A 20789-nucleotide genomic window follows, 5' to 3' on the forward strand; every position below is an offset into this window, starting at 1 on the left:
CGCCGGTGGCGCACGGCGGGCGGTCAGGCGGGGCGGAGCATGCCCTCCTGGACGACAGTGGCCAGGTGACGGTGGTCGCGGGTGAAGAAGCGTCCGGTGCCGAGGCCGCGGCCCGCGTCGGCGGCCACCGCTTCCTGGGCGTAGAGGAGCCAGTCGCCCACCGGTGCGGGGCGGTGGAACCACATGGCGTGGTCGAGGCTGGCGGTGACCAGGCCGGGATCGGCCCAGGCCAGGTTGAGGACCCGCAGGACGGGTTCGAGGATCGTGTAGTCGCAGACGTAGGCGAGGGCGGCGAGGTCGCGCTGGGCGTCGGTGAGTCCCTCGACGGGGCGCAGTGCGTCGAACGGCCTAAGCCAGACCGCCTGATGGGGCAGCCGCTCGCCCTCGACGGTGAGGTAGACGGGTCCAGGGACATGGCGCATGTCGAAGCCGCGGCCGGTGCGCCAGTAGGACTTGGACTCGTCGGTCATGGTGCCGCCGGTGCGGTCGGCGAGGTACTCGGCGGAGCTGGGCAGGGTCTCGGGGTCGGGGACGTCCCCGGTGAACTCGGCGTGGAAGGAGGCGCCCGGCTCCCCCGCCGCGAAGTTGGCGAGGCAGACGTAGAGCACCTTGCCGTTCTGGTAGCCGCGCACCTGGCGGGTGCTGTAGCCGCGGCCGTCGCGCACCACCTCAACCTCGTAGCGGACCTCGGCGCCGATGTCGGCCGGGCGCAGGAAGTAACTGTGCATGGAGTGCATCGACTTGCCGTCGGTCACCGAGCGCATCGCGGCGGCGGCGGCCTGGGCGACGAGGTCGCCGCCGTAGGCCTTGGGCCAGGGGCAGGGCTGGGTGGTGGCGGTGAAGGCGAGGTCGAAGTGCTCGGGCGCGGCGGGCTTGAGCGTCAGGGCTGCGGTGACGATCGCGGAGGTCGGGGCGGCGATCATCGGTTCAGCCAGTCGCGCAGGTCGGTGTCGGCCACGTCGGGCAGGTTCACCACGATGTTCTCCGGGGTCCGGGTGGTCATCCAGACGAGCGGCTTGGTCCTGGAGAGGTTGCACTCGACGTGCGGCATGAAGGGCGGCACGAAGACCCAGTCGCCCTCCGTCATGTCGACGTAGTCCTCGAACTTCTCGCCGAAGTAGATCCGGGCCCGGCCGGACAGGACGTATCCGCCGGTCTCGGCCTCGCCGTGGTGGTGGGTGACCGAGCGGTAGCCGGGCTCATTGCTGACCTTGCCGTACCACAGGCGGCGCGCCGGGGTGTGCTGGGCGCTGACGCCCGACACGCGGACGGCTCCGCCCGAGTCGGCGGTGTTCACGTCCTCCTGCCCGCCCCGGGTCACGACGGGCGCGACGATGCCGGTGGGCAGCCGGTACATCGCGTTGTCGCCTTCGAGTCGGTACTTACTGAGGTCGGGCTCCATGGAACGGCTCCGTTTCCCTGGAAGGCTGCGGGGGTCCGGAAGAGGACCGCGCTCTATCTCGTATCTTTCACGGTCGTCATTTATTGTCAATACGACCGGCCGTGCGGCCGGAGCCGGACACCACCGAACCGGAGGCCTCATGACTCCCGTCGCCGTGAACCCGCCCGAACTGCCCGCCCCGAGCGGCTACTCGCACGGGACGCTCGCGGGAAACACGCTCCATCTGGGCGGCCAGACCGCACTCGATGCCGATATGAAGATCGTTCCGGGCGGGATCGTCGAGCAGTTCCGCCAGGCGTTCGGCAATGTGCTCACCACGCTGCGGGCGGCGGGCGGTGAGCCGGCGGACCTGGTGAGCGTGACGATCTATCTCACCGACATCCCCGACTACCAGGCGCACGGCAAGGAGATCGGCAGGGTGTGGCGGGAGCTCGCGGGGCCGGTGTATCCGGCGATGGCGGGCATCGGCTGCACCGCGCTCTGGCAGCCGGAGGCGATGATCGAGATCCTCGGCGTGGCCGTGATCCCGGAGGAACGGCTGGTCAGGCCATAGGCCTAGGACGTGTGGATGACCGCAAGCGCGTGTTCGCGGGCGGGGGACCGCAGCGTCCTGTCGAGTTCTTCGAACAGCGCGCCGGCGGTCTCGCCGCGCCAGCCCGGCGGCAGCAGGGACAACGGCAGGCCGGGATCGCGGTAGGGGAGCCGGCGCCACTCGGTGAGCATCGGCAGATAGATCCCGAACGCCTCGTGCGGCGAGATCCCGCCCGCGGCCGCGCGCTCGCGCACCGGCCCGTACCGCGCGAGGAAGTCCGCGTACAGCGCGGTCAGCTCGTCGAGGTCCCACCACTCACGGACCTTCGCCGACAGGTCGCCGAAGGCGAAGTGGTCTCCGGTGAAGATGTCGACGTACGGCGTCAGTTCCAGGCGTTGCAGGGTGCTGCGGGTCTCGTCGGCGAGGATGCCGGGGGCCACCCACACTCCGGGGGCCGCGGTGCCGAAGCCCAGACGGGTCAGGGCCGTGCGCAGGGCGTGGCGCTTGTCGCGCTCGGACTCGGGCACCGAGAAGACGACGACGAGCCAGCCGTCTTCGGCCGCGGCCCGGTTCCGCTCGAAGATGCGTGTGTCGCCCTCCGCCAGCACCTCAAGCGTGCTGTCGGCGACGGCGTACCCGGCGGCCCCCTCGTGGCGCTCGCTCCGCAGCACCCCGCGCCGCTTCAGCCGGGAGACCGCGGAGCGGACGGCCTGCCCCTCCACCCCGAGGTCGGCCATGAGGCGTATCACCGAGGCCACGGAGAGCCAGTTGTGCTCACCGCGCGCATACAGCCCGAAGAGGGTGATGATCAGGGGGCCCAGCCGGCTGTCCCGGCCGCCCGCACCGACGGCGAACGACGGCTCGACCTCCGCTGTCATGTCCACCCACCTCCGGCCGATGTCACCCTTCTGATCGCCAAGCAGCCTATCGCGCGCGTCGGCGCTCCACCGGCGCCGCGGACGCCCGCACCGGCCCCTCGCCCACTCCCGCCGGGCGGCCTGCGAGGCTGCCGCCCGGGCATCGATTTCGTCCGCGCCACCGTTGTTCCCGATACCTCCGGAAGTTCTGGTACTTCTGGTACTTCTGGTGCCTCTGTTGTCTCTGTTGGGGAGTCCGACATGACCACACCCCGGGACCTGTTCATCGTCACCGTGTACGACGCCGCCGCCCGGCCCGTCGAGCAGGGCGACCTCTCGCTGGCCCTCGCGGGAGCCGAACTGGTCGATCTCCTCGGCGCCGGGGCGGCCACCCTCGACGACGAGCTCATCGTGCCCGCTCCCCAGGGCGGCACGGGCGACCGGCTCCTCGACCAGGCGGAGGCGGCACTGAAGCGCGACACACCGTACGAGTCGGTCGAGGACTGGCTGTGGCGCCGGGGGCGCGGCCTGTCCGCCGCCTACCTCGCCGAACTGGAGGAGGACGGGACGGTCACCCGGCAGCGGCGGCGCTGGCTGCCGCTGCCGACCGGGCGGACGGCGCCGGCCGACTCGCCCGAGCATTCCCGGGCGCGCGAGCGCTGGACGTCGGGTGAGCCCGTGCTCGCCGCCTTCGCGGCCGCCGTGGGCATCCAGGACGAGGCGCCCAAGGACCTCGCGAGTGCCGTCTCCGACGCGACCGTGACGGTGGTGGCCGCCGTGGACGACGCCGTGACGGAGCTGGCCGCCGTCCGGCAGCGGCGGGAGATCGAGAACGCGGCCTTCGACAACGTGTGGCGCGGCCTTTGACATGCTCCTCGCCCTGAAGGACTCCGTTGGGGAATCCGCAAACCGGCGTCCCGGGCTCGTTGTGGTTGGCATGATCGTTCTGTTCGCCGGAACGAGGGGTGGGGCTGGGTGTCGCTGGAGTCGCGGGACGACCGTGGGGTGCCGGAGCTGACCGCTCGGGTGGTGCGGGCGTCGTTCCCCAGGGGCACGCTGGCTGTCCGGGTGCGCGAGACGCTCGGCCCGCTGTTCGATGACGAATCCTTCGCGGAGGCGTTTTCGACACGGGGGCGTCCGGCCGTCTCTCCGGGGGCGCTAGCGTTGGTCTCGGTGCTGCAGTACGCCGAGGGACTCACCGACCGGCAGGCTGCTGACCAGCTGCGGGCCCGCATGGACTGGAAGTTCCTCCTAGGGCTGGAACTGGACGACCCGGGGTTCGACTTCTCCGTTCTCAGTGACTTCCGCGCCCGGCTGATCGAGCACGGCCTGGAGGAGAAGGTCCTTGACCTGGTCCTGCAGCGGATCTCCGACCTGAGGCTGCTGCGTTCTGGAGGGCGCCAGCGCACCGACTCCACCCATGTGCTGGCAGCGGTGCGGACGCTGAACCGGATGGAGTTCGTCGGGGAGACCCTGCGTGCCGCGCTGGAGGCCCTGGCCGCGGCCGCCCCCGACTGGCTGTCCCCGCTGGTCACTGCCGACTGGGTCAAACGCTATGGCGCCCGGGTCGACTCCTGGCGCTTCCCCAAGGGCGAGAACGTGCGCACCGAGTGGGCGGTGCAGGTCGGTCGGGACGGCTTCGCAGTCCTTGAGGCCGTCTATGCTCCCGGGGCTCCTGCCTGGCTGCGGCAGATCCCCGCGGTCCAGATCCTGCGCCGGGCCTGGGTCGAGCAGTACCACCGCGACGGCGAGGGGGTGCGTTGGCGGGAGGGCAAGGACCTCCCGCCGGCCAGAGAACGCCTGGCCTCGCCCTACGACCCCGACGCCCGCTACGGCACCAAGCGCGGCTCCGGCTGGTGCGGCTACAAGACCCACCTGAGCGAGACCTGCGAGCCCGACGCCCCGCACCTGATCACCCACGTGGCCACCACCGACGCCACGGTCACCGACACCGAGATGACCGAGCCCATCCACCAGGGCCTGGCAGCAAGGGAGTTGGTGCCAGGCGAGCACGCGGTGGACGCCGGCTACGTCACCGCCGCCCACATCGTCACCGCCCGCGACGACCACGGTGTCGACCTGCTGGGCCCGGTCGGACTCGACACCTGCCATGAGCGCTCGGGTGAAGAGCACTTCGCCCAGAGCGCCTTCACCGTCGACTGGGAGCGCCGACAGGTGACCTGCCCCCAGGGCCTGACCAGCGTCAGCTGGTCCGACCAGCGCAAGGCCAGTGGTACCCCGCTGGCCCGCATCCACTTCGCCGTCACCGACTGCGCGGTCTGTCCGCTGCGGGCCAGGTGCACCACGGCCAGCAACGGCAAGTGGGGACGCAGCCTGACCCTCCTGCCCCGCGAGCAGCAGGAAGTCCTGACCCAGCACCGCCGGGAACAGCAGACCGAGGAATGGAAGAAGCGCTACAACGTCCGCGCGGGCGTCGAGGGCACGATCTCGCAGGCAGTCCGCCGCACCGGCATCCGCCGCACCCGCTACACCGGCCTGGCCAAGACCCATCTCGGCAACGTCCTCGCCGCCACCGCGATCAACGTCATCCGACTCGACGCCCGGCTCACCGAAACCCCGCTCGGCCAGACCAGAACCTCCCACCTTGCCCGCCTCGACCTCGCCGCCTGAAACCGCGATCACGACCACCGGTTTGCGGACTCCCCAACGGAGTCCTGAAGGGCGAGGATTCTGGCCTTCTCGACTGGTTGCTGTGCCGCTACGCGGCACGCCGCGCCGATCTTCGGCAGGCTCGGACGGCCACTGCCGGTGATGTTCCAGCGGGCGTTGGCGGTGAACCGGATCGACTGCCGCGTGTCCTTGCGGGACTTGAAGCGGGTGCGCCCAGCTTCCGTCCCTTGCGGGTGCCCGTGAGGGAGGCGAAGAAGTTGCGGTACGCGGTCTCGGCGTCGCGCAGGGACTGCTGGAGCACCACCGCGGAGACCTCGCCCAGCCAGCACCGCCCGGCTGTCCGTTTCGCCTCCGTGATCAGGCGCGTGGACAGCTGGCCGGCCGTCAGGAACGGCTGCCCGGCCCTGCGGGCGTCTTCACGGGTGCGCCCTGGCCGGCGCGGCCTGCTGAGCGGCATCGGGGTACAACCGGAAGGCGTACCGGAGCTGCATGACGATCACGCTAGGCAAGTCGAACCCACGTCGTCACCGGGAACATGCGAACGACCCGTCACCGTCACGAGCAGGGGTTCGAGAAGCCGACGCAGGGCTCCGATGTGCCGCTGGACGACGTTGACGGCGCTGTCCGGCGGGTCCTGGCCTCAGAGCGCGTCGACGATCTCGTGGACGGTGACCGGATGCCCCGCCTCGGTCAGCAACAACGGGAGCAGCGCGCGCTCCTTGGGCGGTCCCAGCACCAGTTCCGTGTCGTCGCGCCAGGCGCTGGCGACGCATGGTTGCGCCGCCACGGAGCGTCGCACGCGAGGAACCGGCCACGCGGACGGCGATTCCGCATACCGCCGCCGCCCTACCGGTTCCGGCGAGCCCACGTGCCGCACGCGCCCCGGCGGCTCACCCCCGTACCCTCGTTCGGGACACGCCTCACCCGTCCGTATATCGACCCGGTCGCCGAGAACGAGAGGAATCCGTATGAGGATCGCGATCCTGGACGACTACCAAGGCGTGGCCCTGGGCCTGGCCGACTGGGATTCGCTCCACGCCGAGGTGCATGTCTTCAGGGATGCCTTCGAGAACGAGGAGGCGGTTGTCGCGGCGCTCTCCGAGTACGAGGTCGTGGTCGCCATGCGGGAGCGAACTCCCTTTCCGTCCTCGACCCTGGGCAGGCTGCCGCGCCTGAAGCTGCTCGTGACCACCGGACCGGTCAACGCGGCGATCGATCTGGACGCCGCCAGCGGTGCGGGCATCACCGTCTGTGGTACGGGCTATTTCGGGTACCCGACGGTCGAACTCACCTGGGCGCTCATCCTCTCAGCGGCACGCCTGATCCCGCAGCAGGTCGACTCCGTACGCCGGGGCGGCTGGCAGGAGGGCCTGGGGACGAGCCTCAGGGGCGCCACCCTCGGGGTACTGGGCCTCGGCCGGCTGGGGACCGCGGTCGCGGAGATCGGGCGGGCCTTCGGTATGCGGACCATCGCCTGGAGCCGGAATCTGACGCCTGCGGACGCGCAGGCGAAGGGAGCGGAACACGTCTCGCAGGACGAACTGTTCGCCCGCTCCGATGTGCTGAGCATTCACGTCGTACTCAGCGAGCGCACCCGGGGCCTGGTCGGTGAGCGCGAACTGGGCCTGATGAAACCGACGGCGATCCTGGTGAACACCTCGCGCGGGCCCGTGGTGGACGAGGCGGCACTGATCGGCGCACTGACCGAGAAGAGGATCGCGTCGGCGGCGCTGGACGTCTTCGACCGGGAACCGCTGCCCGCCGATCACCCGCTGCGCACCCTGCCGAACGCCGTGGTCACCCCCCACATCGGGTACGTCAGCCGGGATCTGTACGAGGTCTTCTACCGGGACGCGGTCGAGGACATCGCGGCCTGGAGCGTCGGCACGCCCGTGCGCACACTGTCCTGACGCCCTGATCCCCGTACCGGCATGCCGGTGGGCTGCGGCATGCCGGTCTTGTGCGGATGTGCGGTTCAGGACGGCAGGGTCCAGCTCTGGTTGGCGGCACCCGAGCACGACCAGATCTGCAGCCGGGTGCCGTTGGCCGAGCTGGGGCCGGTCGCGTCGAGGCACTTGCCCGACTGGGGGTTGACCAGGGAGCCGTTCGCGCCGGGCTGCCAGACCTGTGATCCGGTGCCGTTGCAGTCGTAGAGCTGCACCTTGGCGCCGTTGGCCGTGGAGGCCCCGGTCACATCCATGCACTTGCCGAGCGCGGTGAGCGTCCCGGCGGTGGACACGGTCCAGTTCTGGGCGCTGGTGCCGTTGCAGTCGTAGAGCTGTACGGCGGTGCCGTTGGCGGTGGCGGCACCGGCCACGTCCACGCACTTGCCGCCATAGCCGTGGATAGGGCCGGTGGTGTTCGCGGGTGGGGTGACGGGACCGGACTGGCTGGCCGCCCACTTGATCTCCTGGAGCAGGAGCTGGTTCTGCTGTGCGCTCGCGAACGTCGACGACAGGGCGGTGTTGGTCGAGTAGTCCATCGCGTTGTGGCCGAAGTTGTTGTAGACCATCTTGTAGTGGCGGTTGGACCAGACGATCGGGTAGTAACCGCTGTACCAGGTCTGGTTGGGGTCGGTGCCGATCGGGAAGGTGGACGGCGCCATCGAGGCGAGGATGTCGATGTCCGGGTTCTGCCGCAGGTCGTTCTGCCAGCTGTACCACTCGCTGACCGAAGACGGGATGGTGGCCGGGAGGTTCGCGGTCGCGGGGTGGGCGGGGTCGTCGATCTGAAGGGTTTCCGCGGTCGGGCCCCAGGTGTTGCTCTTGAAGGTGCCGGTGCCGAGGAACGTGTTGTGGTACCAGGGCCAGTCGCTGGTGTTGTCGTTGTACGCCGAGACGTGGAAGCCGATGAAACCGCCACCGCCGGCCATGTAGCTCTGGAAGGCGGCCTGTTGCGACGCGGTGTGCGGGTAGTTGTCGAGGAACATCACCACCTGGTAGTTGGCGAGCGTCGCGGAGTTGAGCCGGCTCCAGTCCGTGGTCGCGGTGTAGGTGAAGCCGTTCTGGGCGCCGGCCTGCGGGAACCAGGAGTTGGCCTCGTGGTCGAAGCTGATGTGTGCCGCGTCGTACGTGCCGTCGTAGAAGGCGATCACATTGACGGGCGTGGCGGCCCGGGCGGTGTGTGCGGGTCCGGCCTGGACGCCGAGCACCACGGCGACCAGGGCGAGGAGTCTCAACAGGGTGCGGGGCCAGGCCATGTCCGGGTGGGGGGTGATCATGCCGGGACCTTCCTCATACGTGAACGTCGGAAGACATACGTAGACGTGCCGCATTGAAGGCCCTGGTACGCGTACATGTCAATGGTGCAGACCAAACAGCGGTGGGTGCCGTGTCAGAGGCTCACGCCGTGCGGAAGCGGTTGATGGCCGGCCCGTGCCGTGCGCGCAGTTCGGGGTCGGTGACACCGAGGCCCTCCCGCGGGGCCAGGCACAGCACGCCCACCTTGCCGTGGTGGTGGTTGCGGTGGACGGCGGTGACGGCCTGCCCCGTATCGGTGAGCGGGTAGGTACGCGAGAGGGTGGGGTGGATCCGGCCCTTGACGACGAGCCGGTTGGCCTCCCAGGCCTCGCGGTAGTTGGCGAAGTGGGAGCCGATGATCCGCTTGAGGTGCATCCAGAGGTAGCGGTTGTCGAACTCGTGCCGGTAGCCGGAGGTGGAGGCGCAGGTCACGATCGTGCCGCCCCTGCGGGCCACATAGACGGAGGCGCCGAAGGTCTCCCGGCCCGGGTGCTCGAAGACGATGTCCACGTCGTCGCCGCCGGTCAGCTCGCGGATGCGCCTGCCGAACCGCTTCCACTCCTTCTGGTCCTGGGTGTCCTCGTCCCGCCAGAACCGGTAGTTCTCCGCGCCGCGGTCGATGATCGCCTCGACGCCCATCGCACGGCAGATCTCCGCCTTCTGCTCGCTGGAGACCACACAGATCGGGGTCGCGCCGCCCGCCAGCGCGTACTGGGTGGCGTACGAGCCGAGACCGCCGCCCGCGCCCCAGATCAGCACGGTGTCGCCGACCTTCATGGCGGCGCCGTTGCGCGAGACGAGCTGACGGTAGGCGGTTGAGTTGACCAGGCCGGGGGCGGCGGCCTCCTCCCAGGTAAGGTGCCCGGCCTTGGGCATCAGCTGGTTGGCCTTCACCAGCGCCAGTTCGGCCAGCCCGCCGTAGTTGGTCTCGAAGCCCCAGATCCGCTGCTCCGGGTCGAGCATGGTGTCGTCGTGACCCGCCGCGTCCTCCAACTCGACGGACAGACAGTGCGCGACCACCCGGTCACCGGGCTGCCAGCGACGCACCCCGGGCCCGGTGCGCAGGACCACTCCGGACAGGTCGGAGCCGATCACGTGGTAAGGCAGGTCGTGCCGGGCGGCCGGGCCGCCGGTGCGGGCGTAGCGTTCGAGGAAGGCGAAGGTCGGCACGGGCGAGAACAGCGCGCTCCACACCGTGTTGTAGTTGACGGAGCTCGCCATGACGGCGATCAGGGCCTCGCCGGGGCCGGGCACCGGGGTCGGCACGTCACTGAGGTGCAGGGACTTGGCGGGTTCGCGGTCACCGACCGGGACACCGTCGAACATGTGCTGTTCGTCCTTGAGCAGCACGGTGGCCCGGTAGGACTCCGGTACCGGCAGGGACGCGAAGTCGTGTGTCTGCGCGTCGGGTGACTCGATCGCGGCGGCCAGGTCGGTCATCACCACAGGCTTCCTTCGGTCTGGGGGGCGTGCTCGGGGACGGTTCGGTCAGGCGCCGGACCCCGGCCCGGGGCGGAAGGCCGCCAGGTCCTCGGTCAGCGCCCGGACCACTCCGGCCTGCTGCTCGGCCAGGTAGAAGTGGCCACCGGGGAAGTCGCGCAGGGTGAAGGCGCCCTCGGTGTGGTCGCGCCACTCCCCGGCCTCGGCGAGGGTGACCTGCGGGTCGTCGTCGCCGACGAGCACACTGATCGGGCAGCGCAGGCGCGGCCCCGGCAGGTACCGGTACGACTCCACGGCCGTGTAGTCGCCGCGGATCGCCGGCATGATCATCTGGATGATGTCGTCGTCGAGGAGCAGCCGCTCGTCGGTGCCGTTCAGCCGGCGGATCTCGGCGATGACACCGGCGTCGTCCATCGAACGGACCCCGCGGTCGCGCACCTTCGGCGGGGCGGTGCGGCCGGAGACGACCAGCCCGAGCAGGTCGAGCGAGGAGCCCCGCTCGATCCGGCGGGCCACCTCGAACGCCAGGCAGGCGCCCATGCTGTGCCCGAACAGCACCAGCCGACGCCGTGGCAGGGACTCAAGGACGGTGAGGATCTCGTCGGCCAGCCGGGAGATCGACGTACGGGGCGGTTCGGCACGCCGGTCCTGGCGGCCCGGGTACTGCACGGACAGGACCTCGGCGACGGAGGCCAGCCCGTCGGCGAGCGGTCGGAAGTAACTGGCGGAGCCACCCGCGTGCGGGAAGCAGACCAGCGACACGTCGGCATCCTCGGGTGCCGGCCGGTAGCGGCGGATCCAGAGCTCTGGTGCGGTCAGGGTGTCGGTCATCCCCGTAGTCTCCGTGTGCGGTGAGGCGGCGTGTGCTCGGGTTCGGGACGCCGTGCGGACGCGGTGCGTGCCCACCGGAGACCTCCGGTGGGCGTCCGCCCGGTGTCCTGCGGGTCAGCCGGTCACCCGGACCGGCAGTTCGGCCAGGCCGCGCATGATGATGTTGGGCACCCGGGCCGGGGCGTCGGTGACCGGTTCCAGGTCCAGCGCGGCCAGGGCGGACACCGCGGCCTGTGCGGTGAGCCGGGCCAGCGGGGCGCCGACGCAGAAGTGGATGCCGAGGCCGAAGCCCAGGTTGCGGCCGGCGGGCCGGTCCAGCTTCAGCTCGTCGGGATCGTCGTAGACGTCCGGGTCGTGGCTGGCGGCGCCGATCATCAGCATGACCTGCTCGCCCGGCTGGACGGTCTGCCCGGCGATCTCGGCCTCGGCCAGGGCGACCCGGGAGATCATCTGCACCGGCGTGTCGAAGCGCAGCATCTCCTCCACCGCTGCGGGCACCTGGCCGGGGTGGTCGCGCAGCCAGTCCCGCTGGTCGGGGCGGCCAAGCAGCGCGAACATGCCGTTGCCGATCAGGTTCACCGTGGTGGCGTACCCGGCGGAGAGCAGCAGGGTGCACGTGACCTCCAGCTCCCCCGGGGTCAGTTGGTCGCCGCCCTCCTCGACGGCGACCAGCTCGCTGATGAGGTCGGTTCCCGGCTTCGCCCGGCGCTGCTCGGCCAGCTCGCCGATGTACCGGTACAACTCGGCGCGGGCGTCGTCCCGTTTGGCGATCTCCTCGGGCGCGAGCAGGAAGCTCGGGTCCAGGCCGCGGGCGATGTCGCCGGACAGCTCGTCGAAACGGGCGGCGTGCTCGGCCGGGACGTCCAGGAGCGCGTTCTGCATCCGGCCGGGCAGCGGGTGCGCCACCGCGCTCATCAGGTCGATCGGGCCCTCGCCGGCCTCGGCGCGCGCGGTCTCGATCAGCTCGCGCACGACCCGCTCGGCGATGGTGCGCATCCGGTCCACCTGGCGGGCCGCGAACGCCTTGCCGACCAGGGCGCGGATCCGGGTGTGCTCGGGCGGGTCGGAGAAGATGAACGGCCGCACCACCGTGCCGTCGGCCTCGGTGCGGAAGTGGTCGGCGACGGTGGCGCCGTCGCCCCAGCCGAAGCGCTGGTCGCGCAGTACGGCCGAGCAGGCCTCGTGCCCGGTCACCGCCCACAGCCCCAGGGGGGTGCGGGTCACCGGGCCCTTCTCGCGGATCTGCGCGTAGATCGGGTAGGGGTCGGCCAGGAAGGCCGGGTCGAAGGGGTCGAAGGGCAGCAGCTGCGCTATGAAGCCCGGGTCGAGCATGGGTGCCTCGGTCATCGCTGTCGTTCCCAACCCCGCGCGGGACGGCCGTCGCCACGCGGAAAAGAGTCTCGGTACAGATCTCGGTACGGAGGGGCAAGGGGTGCGCGGGGGAGGTCAGCCGGCGGCGGCCGGGGTGGCCGCGGTGAAGGTCACCGGCAGCTGGTCCAGGCTGTTGGCGACCAGGCTGGGCGTCCAGGTCAGCTTCTCGTCGGGAACGGCAAGTCGGAGGTCGTCGAACCGGTCGAACAGGGTGCGCAGGGCGATCCGGGCCTTGAGCCTGGCCAGGGGGGCGCCGATGCAGAAGTGGGTGCCATGGCCGAGCGCGAGGTGCTTGGAGGCGTCGCGGTGGATGTCCAGCGTCTCCGGGTCGCCGAACTGGCCCGGGTCGTGGTTGGCCGCGGCCAGCGAGATCATCACGTGCTCACCCGCCTTTACCTGGGCGCCGCCCAGCTCCATGTCCTCCGTGGCGAAGCGGTACACCACGGTGAACACCGGGCTGGTCAGCCGCAGCAGTTCCTCGATGGCCGGGCCGAGCCCCTCGGGGTCGTCCTTGAGTTCGGCCAGCTGCTCCGGGTTGCGCAGCAGCGCGAGGATGCCGTTGGAGAGAAGGTTGATGGTGGTCTCGGCGCCGGCGAGGAGCAGCAGCATCACCGTGGAGCGGATCTCCAGGTCGGCGAGGGCGTCGCCGTCCTCGTTGGCCTGCACCAGACCGGAAATGAGGTCGGGCCCGGGGTGGGCACGGCGCTGCGCGGTCAGCTGGGTCAGGTACTCCTCGAACCAGCCGACCGAGGCGACGACCTCCTCGGGGCTGGAGGAGTTGCCGAGGCCCACGAATATGTAGGTGTTGCGCTCGAACTCCTCGACGTCGGCGAGCGGCACGCCGAGCATCTCGTAGAGCACCGTGGAGATCAGCGGCGAGATGAACGAGGCCTTCAGGTCGGCGGTGCCGGCCTCGGCGACCGCGTCGAGCAGTTCGTCGGTGATCTGCTGGATCCGCTCGCCGAGGTCGGCCACCCGGCGCGGGGTGAACGCCTTGGAGACAAGTCTGCGCAGCCGGGTGTGCTCGGGCGGGTCGGCGAGGTTCATGTGCTGGTTGAGGATGGACTTACGGCCGTCGTAGCCCAGGGAGGGCCACAGCTCGGGCAGCGCGTTGTCGAAGTGCTTGCTCAGCTTGCGGTTGTTCAGTGCGGCGAGCGCGTCCTCGTAGCGGGTGATCATCCATACCGGGTTGCCGTCGGGCAGCAGCAGCTGCTCCACCGGGCCGGGTTCGGGCAGCCCGGGCGCCCAGGGGCGGGGAACCGCCGTGGCGGCGGCGTGCACGGGACAGCCGGTGACCGGCGCACCGTCGGGATTGGGCATGTCGTGTCCTCTCGTCGTGGGGTGCTCGGCTCGTGGGGTGCTCGGCTCGTGGGGTGCTCGGCCCTCACCGGTCGATCGCGGCCGGGGATGACGGGGTGGGGACCAGTTCGGTGAGCCGTGCGGCGGCGTCGGGGAACCGGTCGGCGGCGCCGGCGGCGGCCACATAGCCGTCCGGGCGAAGCAGCACGAACTTCTCGGTGGCGCCGTCCAGCGGGAAGTGCGCGACCAGTTCGGGCAGCCGGTCGGCCAACTCGGCAGCCTGATAGGCCAGTTGGGTGCCCTTGCCGCCGTAGGTGATCAGCTGGAACCGGCCGGCCAGTTCGTCGGACGGCTTGGGGATCCACCGGGGGTCCCGGGTGCCGGGGCGGGGCCGGGCCCGTTGTTCCGTGCCGCCGAACAGCACGTCGGGGTAGTGGCTGCGCCAGCCGGCCAGCATCGGGGCGTAGCCGCGGGCCAGTACGCCGGTGGCGTCGAGCAACCGCCAGGTGAGGTTGCGGATCTGACGGGCCAGCGGGCCGACCACGGCCTGCCGGGCCATGCGGCCGGTGGCCTGGAGGGTCTGCGCGATCGCGGCGCGGCGCTCGGGGTCGTAGGTGTCCAGGACCGACTCGTGCAGCCGGCCGTGCACCACGCCGGCCAGCTTCCAGGCCAGGTTACGGGTGTCGGGGATGCCCAGGTTGAGGCCCTGGCCGCCGATCGGGCTGTGGACGTGGGCGGCGTCGCCGACGAGGAAGCACCGGCCGGAGCGCAGCGCGCCGGCCACCCGCTCGTCGCTGGAGAACAGGGTCACGGTACGCACCTCGGTGAAACGGAGCCCGCCGGGGCCGCGTTCGTCCAGAAGTGCCTGGGCCTGCTCGGCGGTGGCCTCGGTGCCGTCCGGGACGGCGCCGGAGATACGGAACTCGCCGCCGGGCAGCGGGGCGATCAGCGCGACGCCGGTGTCGGCGAGGAAGTAGTGGATCTCCTCGGAGGTGAGCCCGCTCATACCGTGCTCGCCGTCGATGCGTCCCTCGGCGAGCAGGAAGGCGGCCGGGAACCGGGCCCCGGAGAAGTCGATGCCCAACTGGGCGCGGACCTGGCTGTGCAGCCCGTCCGCGCCGACCACCCAGTCGGCCTCGATCTCGGTGGTGGTGCCGTCCGCGCGGCTCGCGATGACGGTGACCGTGTGCGCGTCCGGCACGACCTTGGTGACCCGGGTACCCCACTCGACGTCGACGCCCCGGTCGGCCAGTGCCTCGGCGAGCAGCCGGCCGGTGCGCTCCTGCGGCAGCACCAGCGGGGCGTTGGCCTCGCTGAGCGGCACGCGCACACTGCCGCCGGAGCCCAGGTGGTAGTGGAGCGCGGCGGGCTGGACGCTGTCGCGGGCTGCGCGCTCGGCGAGCCCGAGTTCACCGAGCACTTCCCGTACCGGCGGCCACAGCAGGATCGCCCGGGAGCCGGTGTGCGGGTGGTCGGCCGCGTCCACCACGGTGACCGGCACGCCGAGCCGGCTGAGCTGTGCGGCCATGGCCAGGCCGCACGGGCCCGCGCCGACGACCAGAACGGTGGTACGTCGTTGTGTCATCGTTTCTCCAACCACTCGTGCACCGCCTGGGCAGTACGGTCGGCGTGCTCTTCGAGGACGGTGAAGTGGTCGCCGGCCAGCTCCACCACGTCGTGCGGGAACGCCCAGGAGGCCGGCGGGCGGTCGAACCCGGTGAGTGGCTCGGTGGCCCGGGCCACCAGGACCGGCGTGGTCGAGTCGGCGGGTTCCCAGTCGGTGAGCAGCCGCAGATAGCCGCCCATCGCGGTGAGCCGGGCGTCGGTGACCGCGCCGCTCTCGGCCAGCCTCGCGAACATCTGCTCGAACAGGGCGGCGCCGTCGGTGGGGAGTTCGGGGCCGAAGACGAAGGTGTCGATGAGGACCAGCCCGGCGGCCGGCCGACCCCCCGCGGCCAGCCGGGCGGCGACGCCGTCGGCCAGCAGGCCGCCGGAGGAGTAGCCGACCAGCACCACCGGCCGCTCCCCCGCCGCCGCCTCCACCCGCCGGGTGAGGGCCTCGATGGCGGTGGGCCGGTCGGCGGGCAGCGGTTCGCCGTCGAGGTAGCCGGGCAGAGCGAGTGCCGACACCGCGCGCCGGTCGCGCAGTCCGGCGGCGAACCGGGCGTACTGGTGCGGTCCTGAGGTGGCCAGCACCGTGGGCAGGCAGACCAGCACCGGGCCTTCGTCGTGTGCGGTCAGCTCCACCGGTCCGGGCAGCGGGCCGGCCTCCTCGGCGGAGCCGAAGGTGGCGCGCAACTTGGCGGCGGCGCCCAGCAGTTCGACGAACTCGCCGGTCTTCTCGGCTTCGGTCGCCTCGCGGCACAGGCTCGCGAACATCCCGGCTTCGGGGGTGTCGGCCGGGTCCGGGCCGAGTTCGCCCTGCAGGTGACGGGCGAGCGCCTCGGGGGTGTCGTGCTCGAAGAGGGTGGCCGCGGTCAGCCGTACCCCGGTGGCCGCCGAGAGCCGGTTGCGCAGCTCCAGGGTGGTCAGCGAGTCAAAGCCGTGTTCGAGGAAGCGGCGGTCCGGGTCGATCGCGGAGCCGTCCGCGAAGCCCAGGACGGCCGCGGCCTGCCCGGTGATCGCGGCCAGCAGCGCGCCGTACCGCTCGGCGGCGGGCAGGGCGGCCAGCCGGCCGGTGTCCGGGGCGGCCGGCCCGGTGGTCTCACGTCGGCCGCGCTGGGGGGTGAACTCGGCGATGAGCGGGCGCGGCCCGGTGAAGGTGTACGCGGCGCGGAACCGCGGCCAGTCCACATCGGCCAGCAGCAGACGGGTGTCCCCCGCCGTGAGCGCGGCGCCGAGCGCGGCCAGGGCACGGTGTTCGTCGAGGACCGCGATGCCGCGGTCGGCCAGCCGTTCCCGGCGGGTGGCCGCCGTCCCGGTCGTGTCGGCCGGGTCGTCCCAGGGTGCCCAGGCCACCGACAGTGCGGGCAGCCCGGCCGCGGCTCGGTGTTCGGCCAGGGCGTCCAGCGCGGCGGCGGCCGCGGCATAGCCGGCCTGCCCGACGCCGCCGAAGGTGCCGGACACGGAGGAGAACAGCACGAACGCGGTGAGCGGGGTGTCGCGGGTGAGGTCGTGCAGATGCCGGGCGGCGGTGACCCCGGGGTGGGGGGCGGCGGTGCCGTCGAGGGCGGTCAGCGGCGCCTCGGCCAGCGGTACGGCGGTGTGTATCACGGCGGTGACCGGCTGCCCGGCGAGCAGTTCGGCGACCGCCTCACGGTCCGTCAGGTCGCAGGCGACGGTATGTACTTCGGTGCCCAGGTCGCGCAGTTCGGCGACGACGTGCGCGGCCACGGTGGCGTCCGGATCGACGGGCAGCAGCAGCGCGGGGGCGCCCGCCGCGGCCAGCCAGCGGGCCGTGGCCGCGCCGACGGCGGTGTCGGCGCCGGTGACCAGGGTGGTGCCGGTGGGCCGCCATGCGGCGCCGGCCGGTGCGGTGCGCGGGCTGCGCACCAGGCGGCGGGCGAACAGCCCGGCCGGGCGGACGGCCAGTTGGTCCTCGCCGGTCCGCCCGGACAGCGCCGCGCACCAGCGGGTCAGCGCCCGTTCGTCGGCCTGGGCGGGCAGGTCGACGATGCCGCCGGTGAGGGCGGGGTGTTCCAGGGAGACGGTCGGGGCCAGGCCCCACAGTCCGGCCCGGTCGGGGTCGCCGTCCGGCTCGGCGTCCAGGGCCACCGCTGCCGTGGTGGTGAACCACAGCGGGGCCGCCACGCCCGCTTCGACGAGGGCGCGGACCAAGGCCGCCGCGGCCGGCCGGCTCAACAGGGCCAGGACGCCGGTGGGTTGCACGCCGGCCAGCGCGGTGCGCAGGGCTTCCGGGTCCGGCGGGCCTGCGGCGACCTCGACCCGGATCACCCGGGCGCCGTGCCGGGCCAGCGCGTCGGGTTCCGGCCCGGTGTGCCCGGGGGGTACGGCGACCAGCCAGTCCCCGGCCAGCCGGGCGCTCGCGGGGTCGGGTACCGGCCGCCAGTCCAGGGTGTAACGCCAGGAGTCCATGACGGACTGCTCCCGCCGCTGCCGCCGCCACGCGGACAGCGCGGGCAGAACGGCCGCCAGCGGTGCGGTGTCCAGTTCCAGGGCGTCGCTGAGGCCGGCCAGGTCGGCCTTCTCGACCGCTTCCCAGAAGCCGGACTCCATCGGGTCGGACGCTGCCGTGGCGGCGGTGGGGTCGGGGTCCGGCCAGTAGCGCTGCCGCTGGAAGGGGTAGGTGGGCAGGTCCACCCAGGCGGTGTCCCGGCCGGCCAGGGCGGCGCCCAGGTCGACCGGGGCGCCGCGGGTGTACGCGTCGGCCACCGAACGCAGGAAGCGGTCCAGGCCGCCCTGGTCCCGGCGCAGCGAACCGACCGCGACGGCGTCAGTGCCGGCGTCCTCGGCGATCTCCTGCACGGCGGTGACCAGCACCGGGTGCGGGCTGACCTCGACGAAGAACCGGAACCCGGCGGCCAGCAGGGTGCGCACGGCCGGGTCGAAGGCCACCGGCCGGCGGGCGTTGTCGAACCAGTACTCCGCGCCCAGGGTGCCGGTGTCCGTGAAGGTGCCGGTGACGGTGGAGCAGAACGGCACCTCGGTGGCGGTGGGCCGTACGCCGGCGAACATGTCCACGATGCGGTCGTGCAGCGGGTCGACCTGGTCGCAGTGCGAGGCGACGGTGGAGGCGACCAGCCGGGCCCGCAGCCCGTCGGCGGTGGCCTCGGCGACGAACCGCTCGAGCCCGGCCGGCTCGCCGACCACGGTGACCGCGTTGGGTCCGTTGACCCCGCCGATGTGCAGCGCGCCGCCCTGGGCGGCCAGCCGGGCGCGGACCTGCTCCTCGGGCGCGGCCACCGACACCACTGCCCCGTTGCCGCGCAGTTCGTCGGCGAACAGCTGGCTGCGCAGCACCACGATCTTCAGCGCGTCGTGCAGGGTCAGCGCCCCCGCCGTGTAGGCGGCGGCGATCTCGCCCTGGCTGCTGCCGACCACCGCGGCCGGGGTGAGGCCGTAGGAGCGCCACAGCTCGGCCAGCGACACCATCACGGCGAACAGCACCGGTTGCAGGATCTCGATGCGCTCCATGTCGGGCGCGCCGGGCGCCCCGCGCAGTACGTCGGTGAGGGACCAGTCCACGAAGGCGCGGGCCGCGGTGTCGCACTCGGCGAGGTGTGCGGCGAACACCGGGGCGGAGTCGAGGAGTTCGGCGGCCATGCCCGCCCACTGGGAGCCCTGGCCGGGGAACACGAACACCACCCGGTCGTCCGGTGCGGCGGTGGCGCTGACCAGGGTGTCGTGCGACCTGCCCGTGGCCAGGGCGGCCAGGCCGGCGGCGGCGGTGTCCGCGTCGTCGGCGACGACCACGGCGCGGTGTTCGAGGGCGGCGCGGGAGTGCAGCAGGGCCGCGGCGAGGTCGGGCAGCGGGGTGCCGCGCCGTACGAGGGGCAGCAGGCGTTCGGCCTGGGCGTGCAGGGCCTCCCGGGTGCGGGCGGAGACCGCGAGCGGAACCGGTGCGGACACGGGCGGCGGAACCACTCCGGAACCCGCGAGCGGAACCGGCGCGGAGCCCGGGAGCGAAACCGGACCGGAGACAGGCGCGGGAACCGGCACGGAGCCCGGGGGCGAAACCGGACCGGAGCCCGGGAGCGAAACCGGACCGGAGACGGGGGCGGGAACCGATGCGGAGCCCGGGAGCGAAACCGGTGTGGAGCGCGGGGGCGTAGCCGGTGTGGCTGTCGGTGTGCCCCGGCCGTCGGTGGGGGCCTCGCGGTCCGGCTCCGGGGCCGCGAACTCGTCGGCCTGTTCGAGGAGTACGTGTGCGTTGGTGCCGCTGATGCCGAACGCGGAGACACCGGCACGGCGCGGGCGGCCGGTCTCGGGCCAGGGTTGCTCCTCGGTGAGCAGCGCCACCGCGCCGGAGGCGAAGTCCGCCTCGGAGGTGGGCGCGTCCACGTGCAGGGTGCGCGGCAGCCGGTCGCCGCGCAGCGCCATCACCGTCTTGATGATGCCGCCGACCCCGGCGGCCGCACCCGCGTGGCCCAGGTTGGACTTGAGCGAACCCAGCCACAGCGGGCGGTCGGCGGCCCGGTTGCGGCCGTAGGTGGCGAGCAGCGCGTTGGCCTCGATCGGGTCGCCCAGCGCGGTCCCGGTGCCGTGCGCCTCGACGGCGTCGATGTCGGCGGCGGCCAGCCCCGCGTCGGCGAGCGCGGCGCGGATGACCCGTTCCTGGGAGGGCCCGTTGGGCGCGGTCAGCCCGTTGGAGGCGCCGTCCTGGTTGACGGCCGAGCCGCGCACCACGGCGAGCACGCGGTGGCCGTTGCGGCGCGCGTCGGAGAGCCGCTCCACCACCAGGATCCCGGCGCCCTCGGCCCAGGCGGTGCCGTCGGCGGCCTCGGCGAACGCCTTGGCGCGGCCGTCCGGGGCCAGGCCGCGTTGCCGGGACAGTTCCACGAACCCGGCCGGGGTGGACAGCACCGACGCTCCGCCGGCCAGCGCCAGCGAGCACTCACCGCGGGCCAGCGACTGGCGGGCCAGGTGCAGGGCGACCAGCGAGGCCGAGCAGGCGGTGTCCACGGACAGCGCGGGGCCCTCCAGGCCGAGCGTGTACGACAGCCGTCCGGACAGCACGCTGATCGCGTTGCCGGTCAGCAGGTAGCCCTCCAGGTCCTCGGCGGCCTGCGCGGCGAGCATCCCGTAGTCCTGAGCGCCGCTGCCGACGAACACACCGGTCCGGCTGCCGCGCAGCGACAGCGGGTCGATGCCGGCCCGCTCCAGCGCCTCCCATGAGGTCTCCAGGAGCAGCCGCTGCTGCGGGTCCATGGCAAGGGCCTCGCGCGGCGAGATACCGAAGAACGTGGCGTCGAAGTCGGCCACGTCGTGCAGGAACCCGCCTTCCTTCACGTAGGTGGTGCCGGGCCGGTCCGGGTCGGCGTCGAAGAGGCGGTCCAGCGGCCAGCCCCGGTTGGTGGGGAAGGCCGACATCACGTCGCGCCCCGAGGCCACCACCTCCCACAGGTCCTCGGGCGAGGCGATGCCGCCGGGGAAGCGGCAGGCCATGCCGACGATGGCCACCGGCTCGGTGTCGCGCTGCTCGTAGTCCCGTAACCGCTGCCGGGTCTCGTGCAGGTCGACGGTGACCTTGCGCAGGTAGTCGCGGAGACGATCGACATCACTCATGA

General features: G+C 72.3%; 14 protein-coding genes and 1 pseudogene. 4 read left to right on the plus strand and 11 right to left on the minus strand.

Annotation, left to right across the window (positions count from 1 at the left end; genetic code table 11):
- Positions 1 to 23: 23 nt before the first annotated feature.
- The gene (locus tag ABTY98_RS35515) at positions 24 to 923 is read right to left on the minus strand and encodes an acyl-CoA thioesterase (RefSeq protein WP_352225233.1); all 900 of its coding nucleotides are present in this window, start codon (positions 921 to 923) and stop codon (positions 24 to 26) included.
- Complete coding sequence (locus ABTY98_RS35520; RefSeq protein WP_352225234.1) at positions 920 to 1402, minus strand: cupin domain-containing protein; 483 nt, start codon at positions 1400 to 1402, stop codon at positions 920 to 922. Before ABTY98_RS35520 ends, ABTY98_RS35515 begins: the two co-directional genes overlap by 4 nt.
- A 139-nt stretch (positions 1403 to 1541) precedes the next feature.
- On the opposite strand from ABTY98_RS35520, the gene ABTY98_RS35525 reads away from it, so the two are divergent.
- Positions 1542 to 1955, plus strand: coding sequence for a RidA family protein (locus ABTY98_RS35525; protein ID WP_352225235.1), 414 nt, complete (start codon positions 1542 to 1544; stop codon positions 1953 to 1955).
- A gap of 2 nt (positions 1956 to 1957) precedes the next feature.
- Here ABTY98_RS35525 and ABTY98_RS35530 read toward each other — a convergent pair whose 3' ends face one another.
- On the minus strand, positions 1958 to 2812 hold the full coding sequence (locus ABTY98_RS35530) for a PaaX family transcriptional regulator (RefSeq protein ID WP_352225236.1): 855 nt from the start codon (positions 2810 to 2812) through the stop codon (positions 1958 to 1960).
- A gap of 240 nt (positions 2813 to 3052) precedes the next feature.
- On the opposite strand from ABTY98_RS35530, the gene ABTY98_RS35535 reads away from it, so the two are divergent.
- Both ABTY98_RS35535 and ABTY98_RS35540 read left to right on the plus strand, forming a co-directional pair.
- Entirely contained in the window at positions 3053 to 3658 is a 606-nt protein-coding gene (locus tag ABTY98_RS35535) for a GOLPH3/VPS74 family protein (protein ID WP_352225237.1), read from the plus strand.
- Between the two features lie 108 nt (positions 3659 to 3766).
- Complete coding sequence (locus ABTY98_RS35540; protein ID WP_352225238.1) at positions 3767 to 5422, plus strand: IS1182 family transposase; 1656 nt, start codon at positions 3767 to 3769, stop codon at positions 5420 to 5422.
- 640 nt (positions 5423 to 6062) lie between these two features.
- Here ABTY98_RS35540 and ABTY98_RS35550 read toward each other — a convergent pair.
- Positions 6063 to 6221: a hypothetical protein gene (locus ABTY98_RS35550; RefSeq protein WP_502994434.1), complete on the minus strand. Its 159-nt coding sequence runs from the start codon at positions 6219 to 6221 to the stop codon at positions 6063 to 6065.
- Between the two features lie 169 nt (positions 6222 to 6390).
- Between ABTY98_RS35550 and ABTY98_RS35555 the strand changes: the two genes are divergently transcribed.
- On the plus strand, positions 6391 to 7332 hold the full coding sequence (locus tag ABTY98_RS35555; protein ID WP_352225239.1) for a D-2-hydroxyacid dehydrogenase family protein: 942 nt from the start codon (positions 6391 to 6393) through the stop codon (positions 7330 to 7332).
- Between the two features lie 65 nt (positions 7333 to 7397).
- Here ABTY98_RS35555 and ABTY98_RS35560 read toward each other — a convergent pair whose 3' ends face one another.
- From ABTY98_RS35560 to ABTY98_RS35590, 7 genes and pseudogenes are all read right to left on the minus strand, one after another.
- The gene (locus tag ABTY98_RS35560) at positions 7398 to 8642 is read right to left on the minus strand and encodes a ThuA domain-containing protein (RefSeq protein WP_352225240.1); all 1245 of its coding nucleotides are present in this window, start codon (positions 8640 to 8642) and stop codon (positions 7398 to 7400) included.
- Between the two features lie 121 nt (positions 8643 to 8763).
- Positions 8764 to 10101 (minus strand): crotonyl-CoA carboxylase/reductase, encoded by a 1338-nt coding sequence (ccrA, locus tag ABTY98_RS35565; protein ID WP_352225241.1) that lies wholly within the window; start codon positions 10099 to 10101, stop codon positions 8764 to 8766.
- 48 nt (positions 10102 to 10149) lie between these two features.
- Entirely contained in the window at positions 10150 to 10932 is a 783-nt protein-coding gene (locus ABTY98_RS35570) for a thioesterase II family protein (protein WP_352225242.1), read from the minus strand.
- Between the two features lie 114 nt (positions 10933 to 11046).
- A complete protein-coding gene (locus ABTY98_RS35575; RefSeq protein WP_352225243.1) occupies positions 11047 to 12279 on the minus strand; it encodes a cytochrome P450 in 1233 nt (410 codons plus the stop codon).
- A 99-nt stretch (positions 12280 to 12378) separates the two neighbouring features.
- Positions 12379 to 13623 (minus strand): cytochrome P450 family protein, encoded by a 1245-nt coding sequence (locus tag ABTY98_RS35580; RefSeq protein WP_352225244.1) that lies wholly within the window; start codon positions 13621 to 13623, stop codon positions 12379 to 12381.
- A gap of 64 nt (positions 13624 to 13687) precedes the next feature.
- Positions 13688 to 15187 carry an FAD-dependent oxidoreductase gene (locus ABTY98_RS35585; protein ID WP_352225245.1) on the minus strand — a complete coding sequence of 500 codons (1500 nt, stop codon included), beginning with the start codon at positions 15185 to 15187 and terminating at the stop codon, positions 13688 to 13690.
- A 23-nt stretch (positions 15188 to 15210) separates the two neighbouring features.
- Positions 15211 to 20787 (minus strand): annotated as a pseudogene (locus tag ABTY98_RS35590) (SDR family NAD(P)-dependent oxidoreductase); the annotation flags it as partial.
- Positions 20788 to 20789: the final 2 nt, after the last annotated feature.

The organism is Streptomyces sp. NPDC096040, from assembly GCF_040303265.1.
Classification (GTDB): Bacteria; Actinomycetota; Actinomycetes; order Streptomycetales; family Streptomycetaceae; genus Streptomyces.

Excerpts from the sequence above, each read along its gene's own strand:
- ABTY98_RS35515 (WP_352225233.1), bottom strand. The coding sequence starts at position 923 with ATGATCGCCGCCCCGACCTCCGCGATCGTCACCGCAGCCCTGACGCTC.
- ABTY98_RS35520 (WP_352225234.1), bottom strand. The coding sequence starts at position 1,402 with ATGGAGCCCGACCTCAGTAAGTACCGACTCGAAGGCGACAACGCGATG.
- ABTY98_RS35525 (WP_352225235.1), top strand. The coding sequence starts at position 1,542 with ATGACTCCCGTCGCCGTGAACCCGCCCGAACTGCCCGCCCCGAGCGGC.
- ABTY98_RS35530 (WP_352225236.1), bottom strand. The coding sequence starts at position 2,812 with ATGACAGCGGAGGTCGAGCCGTCGTTCGCCGTCGGTGCGGGCGGCCGG.
- ABTY98_RS35535 (WP_352225237.1), top strand. The coding sequence starts at position 3,053 with ATGACCACACCCCGGGACCTGTTCATCGTCACCGTGTACGACGCCGCC.
- ABTY98_RS35555 (WP_352225239.1), top strand. The coding sequence starts at position 6,391 with ATGAGGATCGCGATCCTGGACGACTACCAAGGCGTGGCCCTGGGCCTG.
- ABTY98_RS35560 (WP_352225240.1), bottom strand. The coding sequence starts at position 8,642 with ATGATCACCCCCCACCCGGACATGGCCTGGCCCCGCACCCTGTTGAGA.
- ccrA (WP_352225241.1), bottom strand. The coding sequence starts at position 10,101 with ATGACCGACCTGGCCGCCGCGATCGAGTCACCCGACGCGCAGACACAC.
- ABTY98_RS35570 (WP_352225242.1), bottom strand. The coding sequence starts at position 10,932 with ATGACCGACACCCTGACCGCACCAGAGCTCTGGATCCGCCGCTACCGG.
- ABTY98_RS35575 (WP_352225243.1), bottom strand. The coding sequence starts at position 12,279 with ATGACCGAGGCACCCATGCTCGACCCGGGCTTCATAGCGCAGCTGCTG.
- ABTY98_RS35580 (WP_352225244.1), bottom strand. The coding sequence starts at position 13,623 with ATGCCCAATCCCGACGGTGCGCCGGTCACCGGCTGTCCCGTGCACGCC.
- ABTY98_RS35585 (WP_352225245.1), bottom strand. The coding sequence starts at position 15,187 with ATGACACAACGACGTACCACCGTTCTGGTCGTCGGCGCGGGCCCGTGC.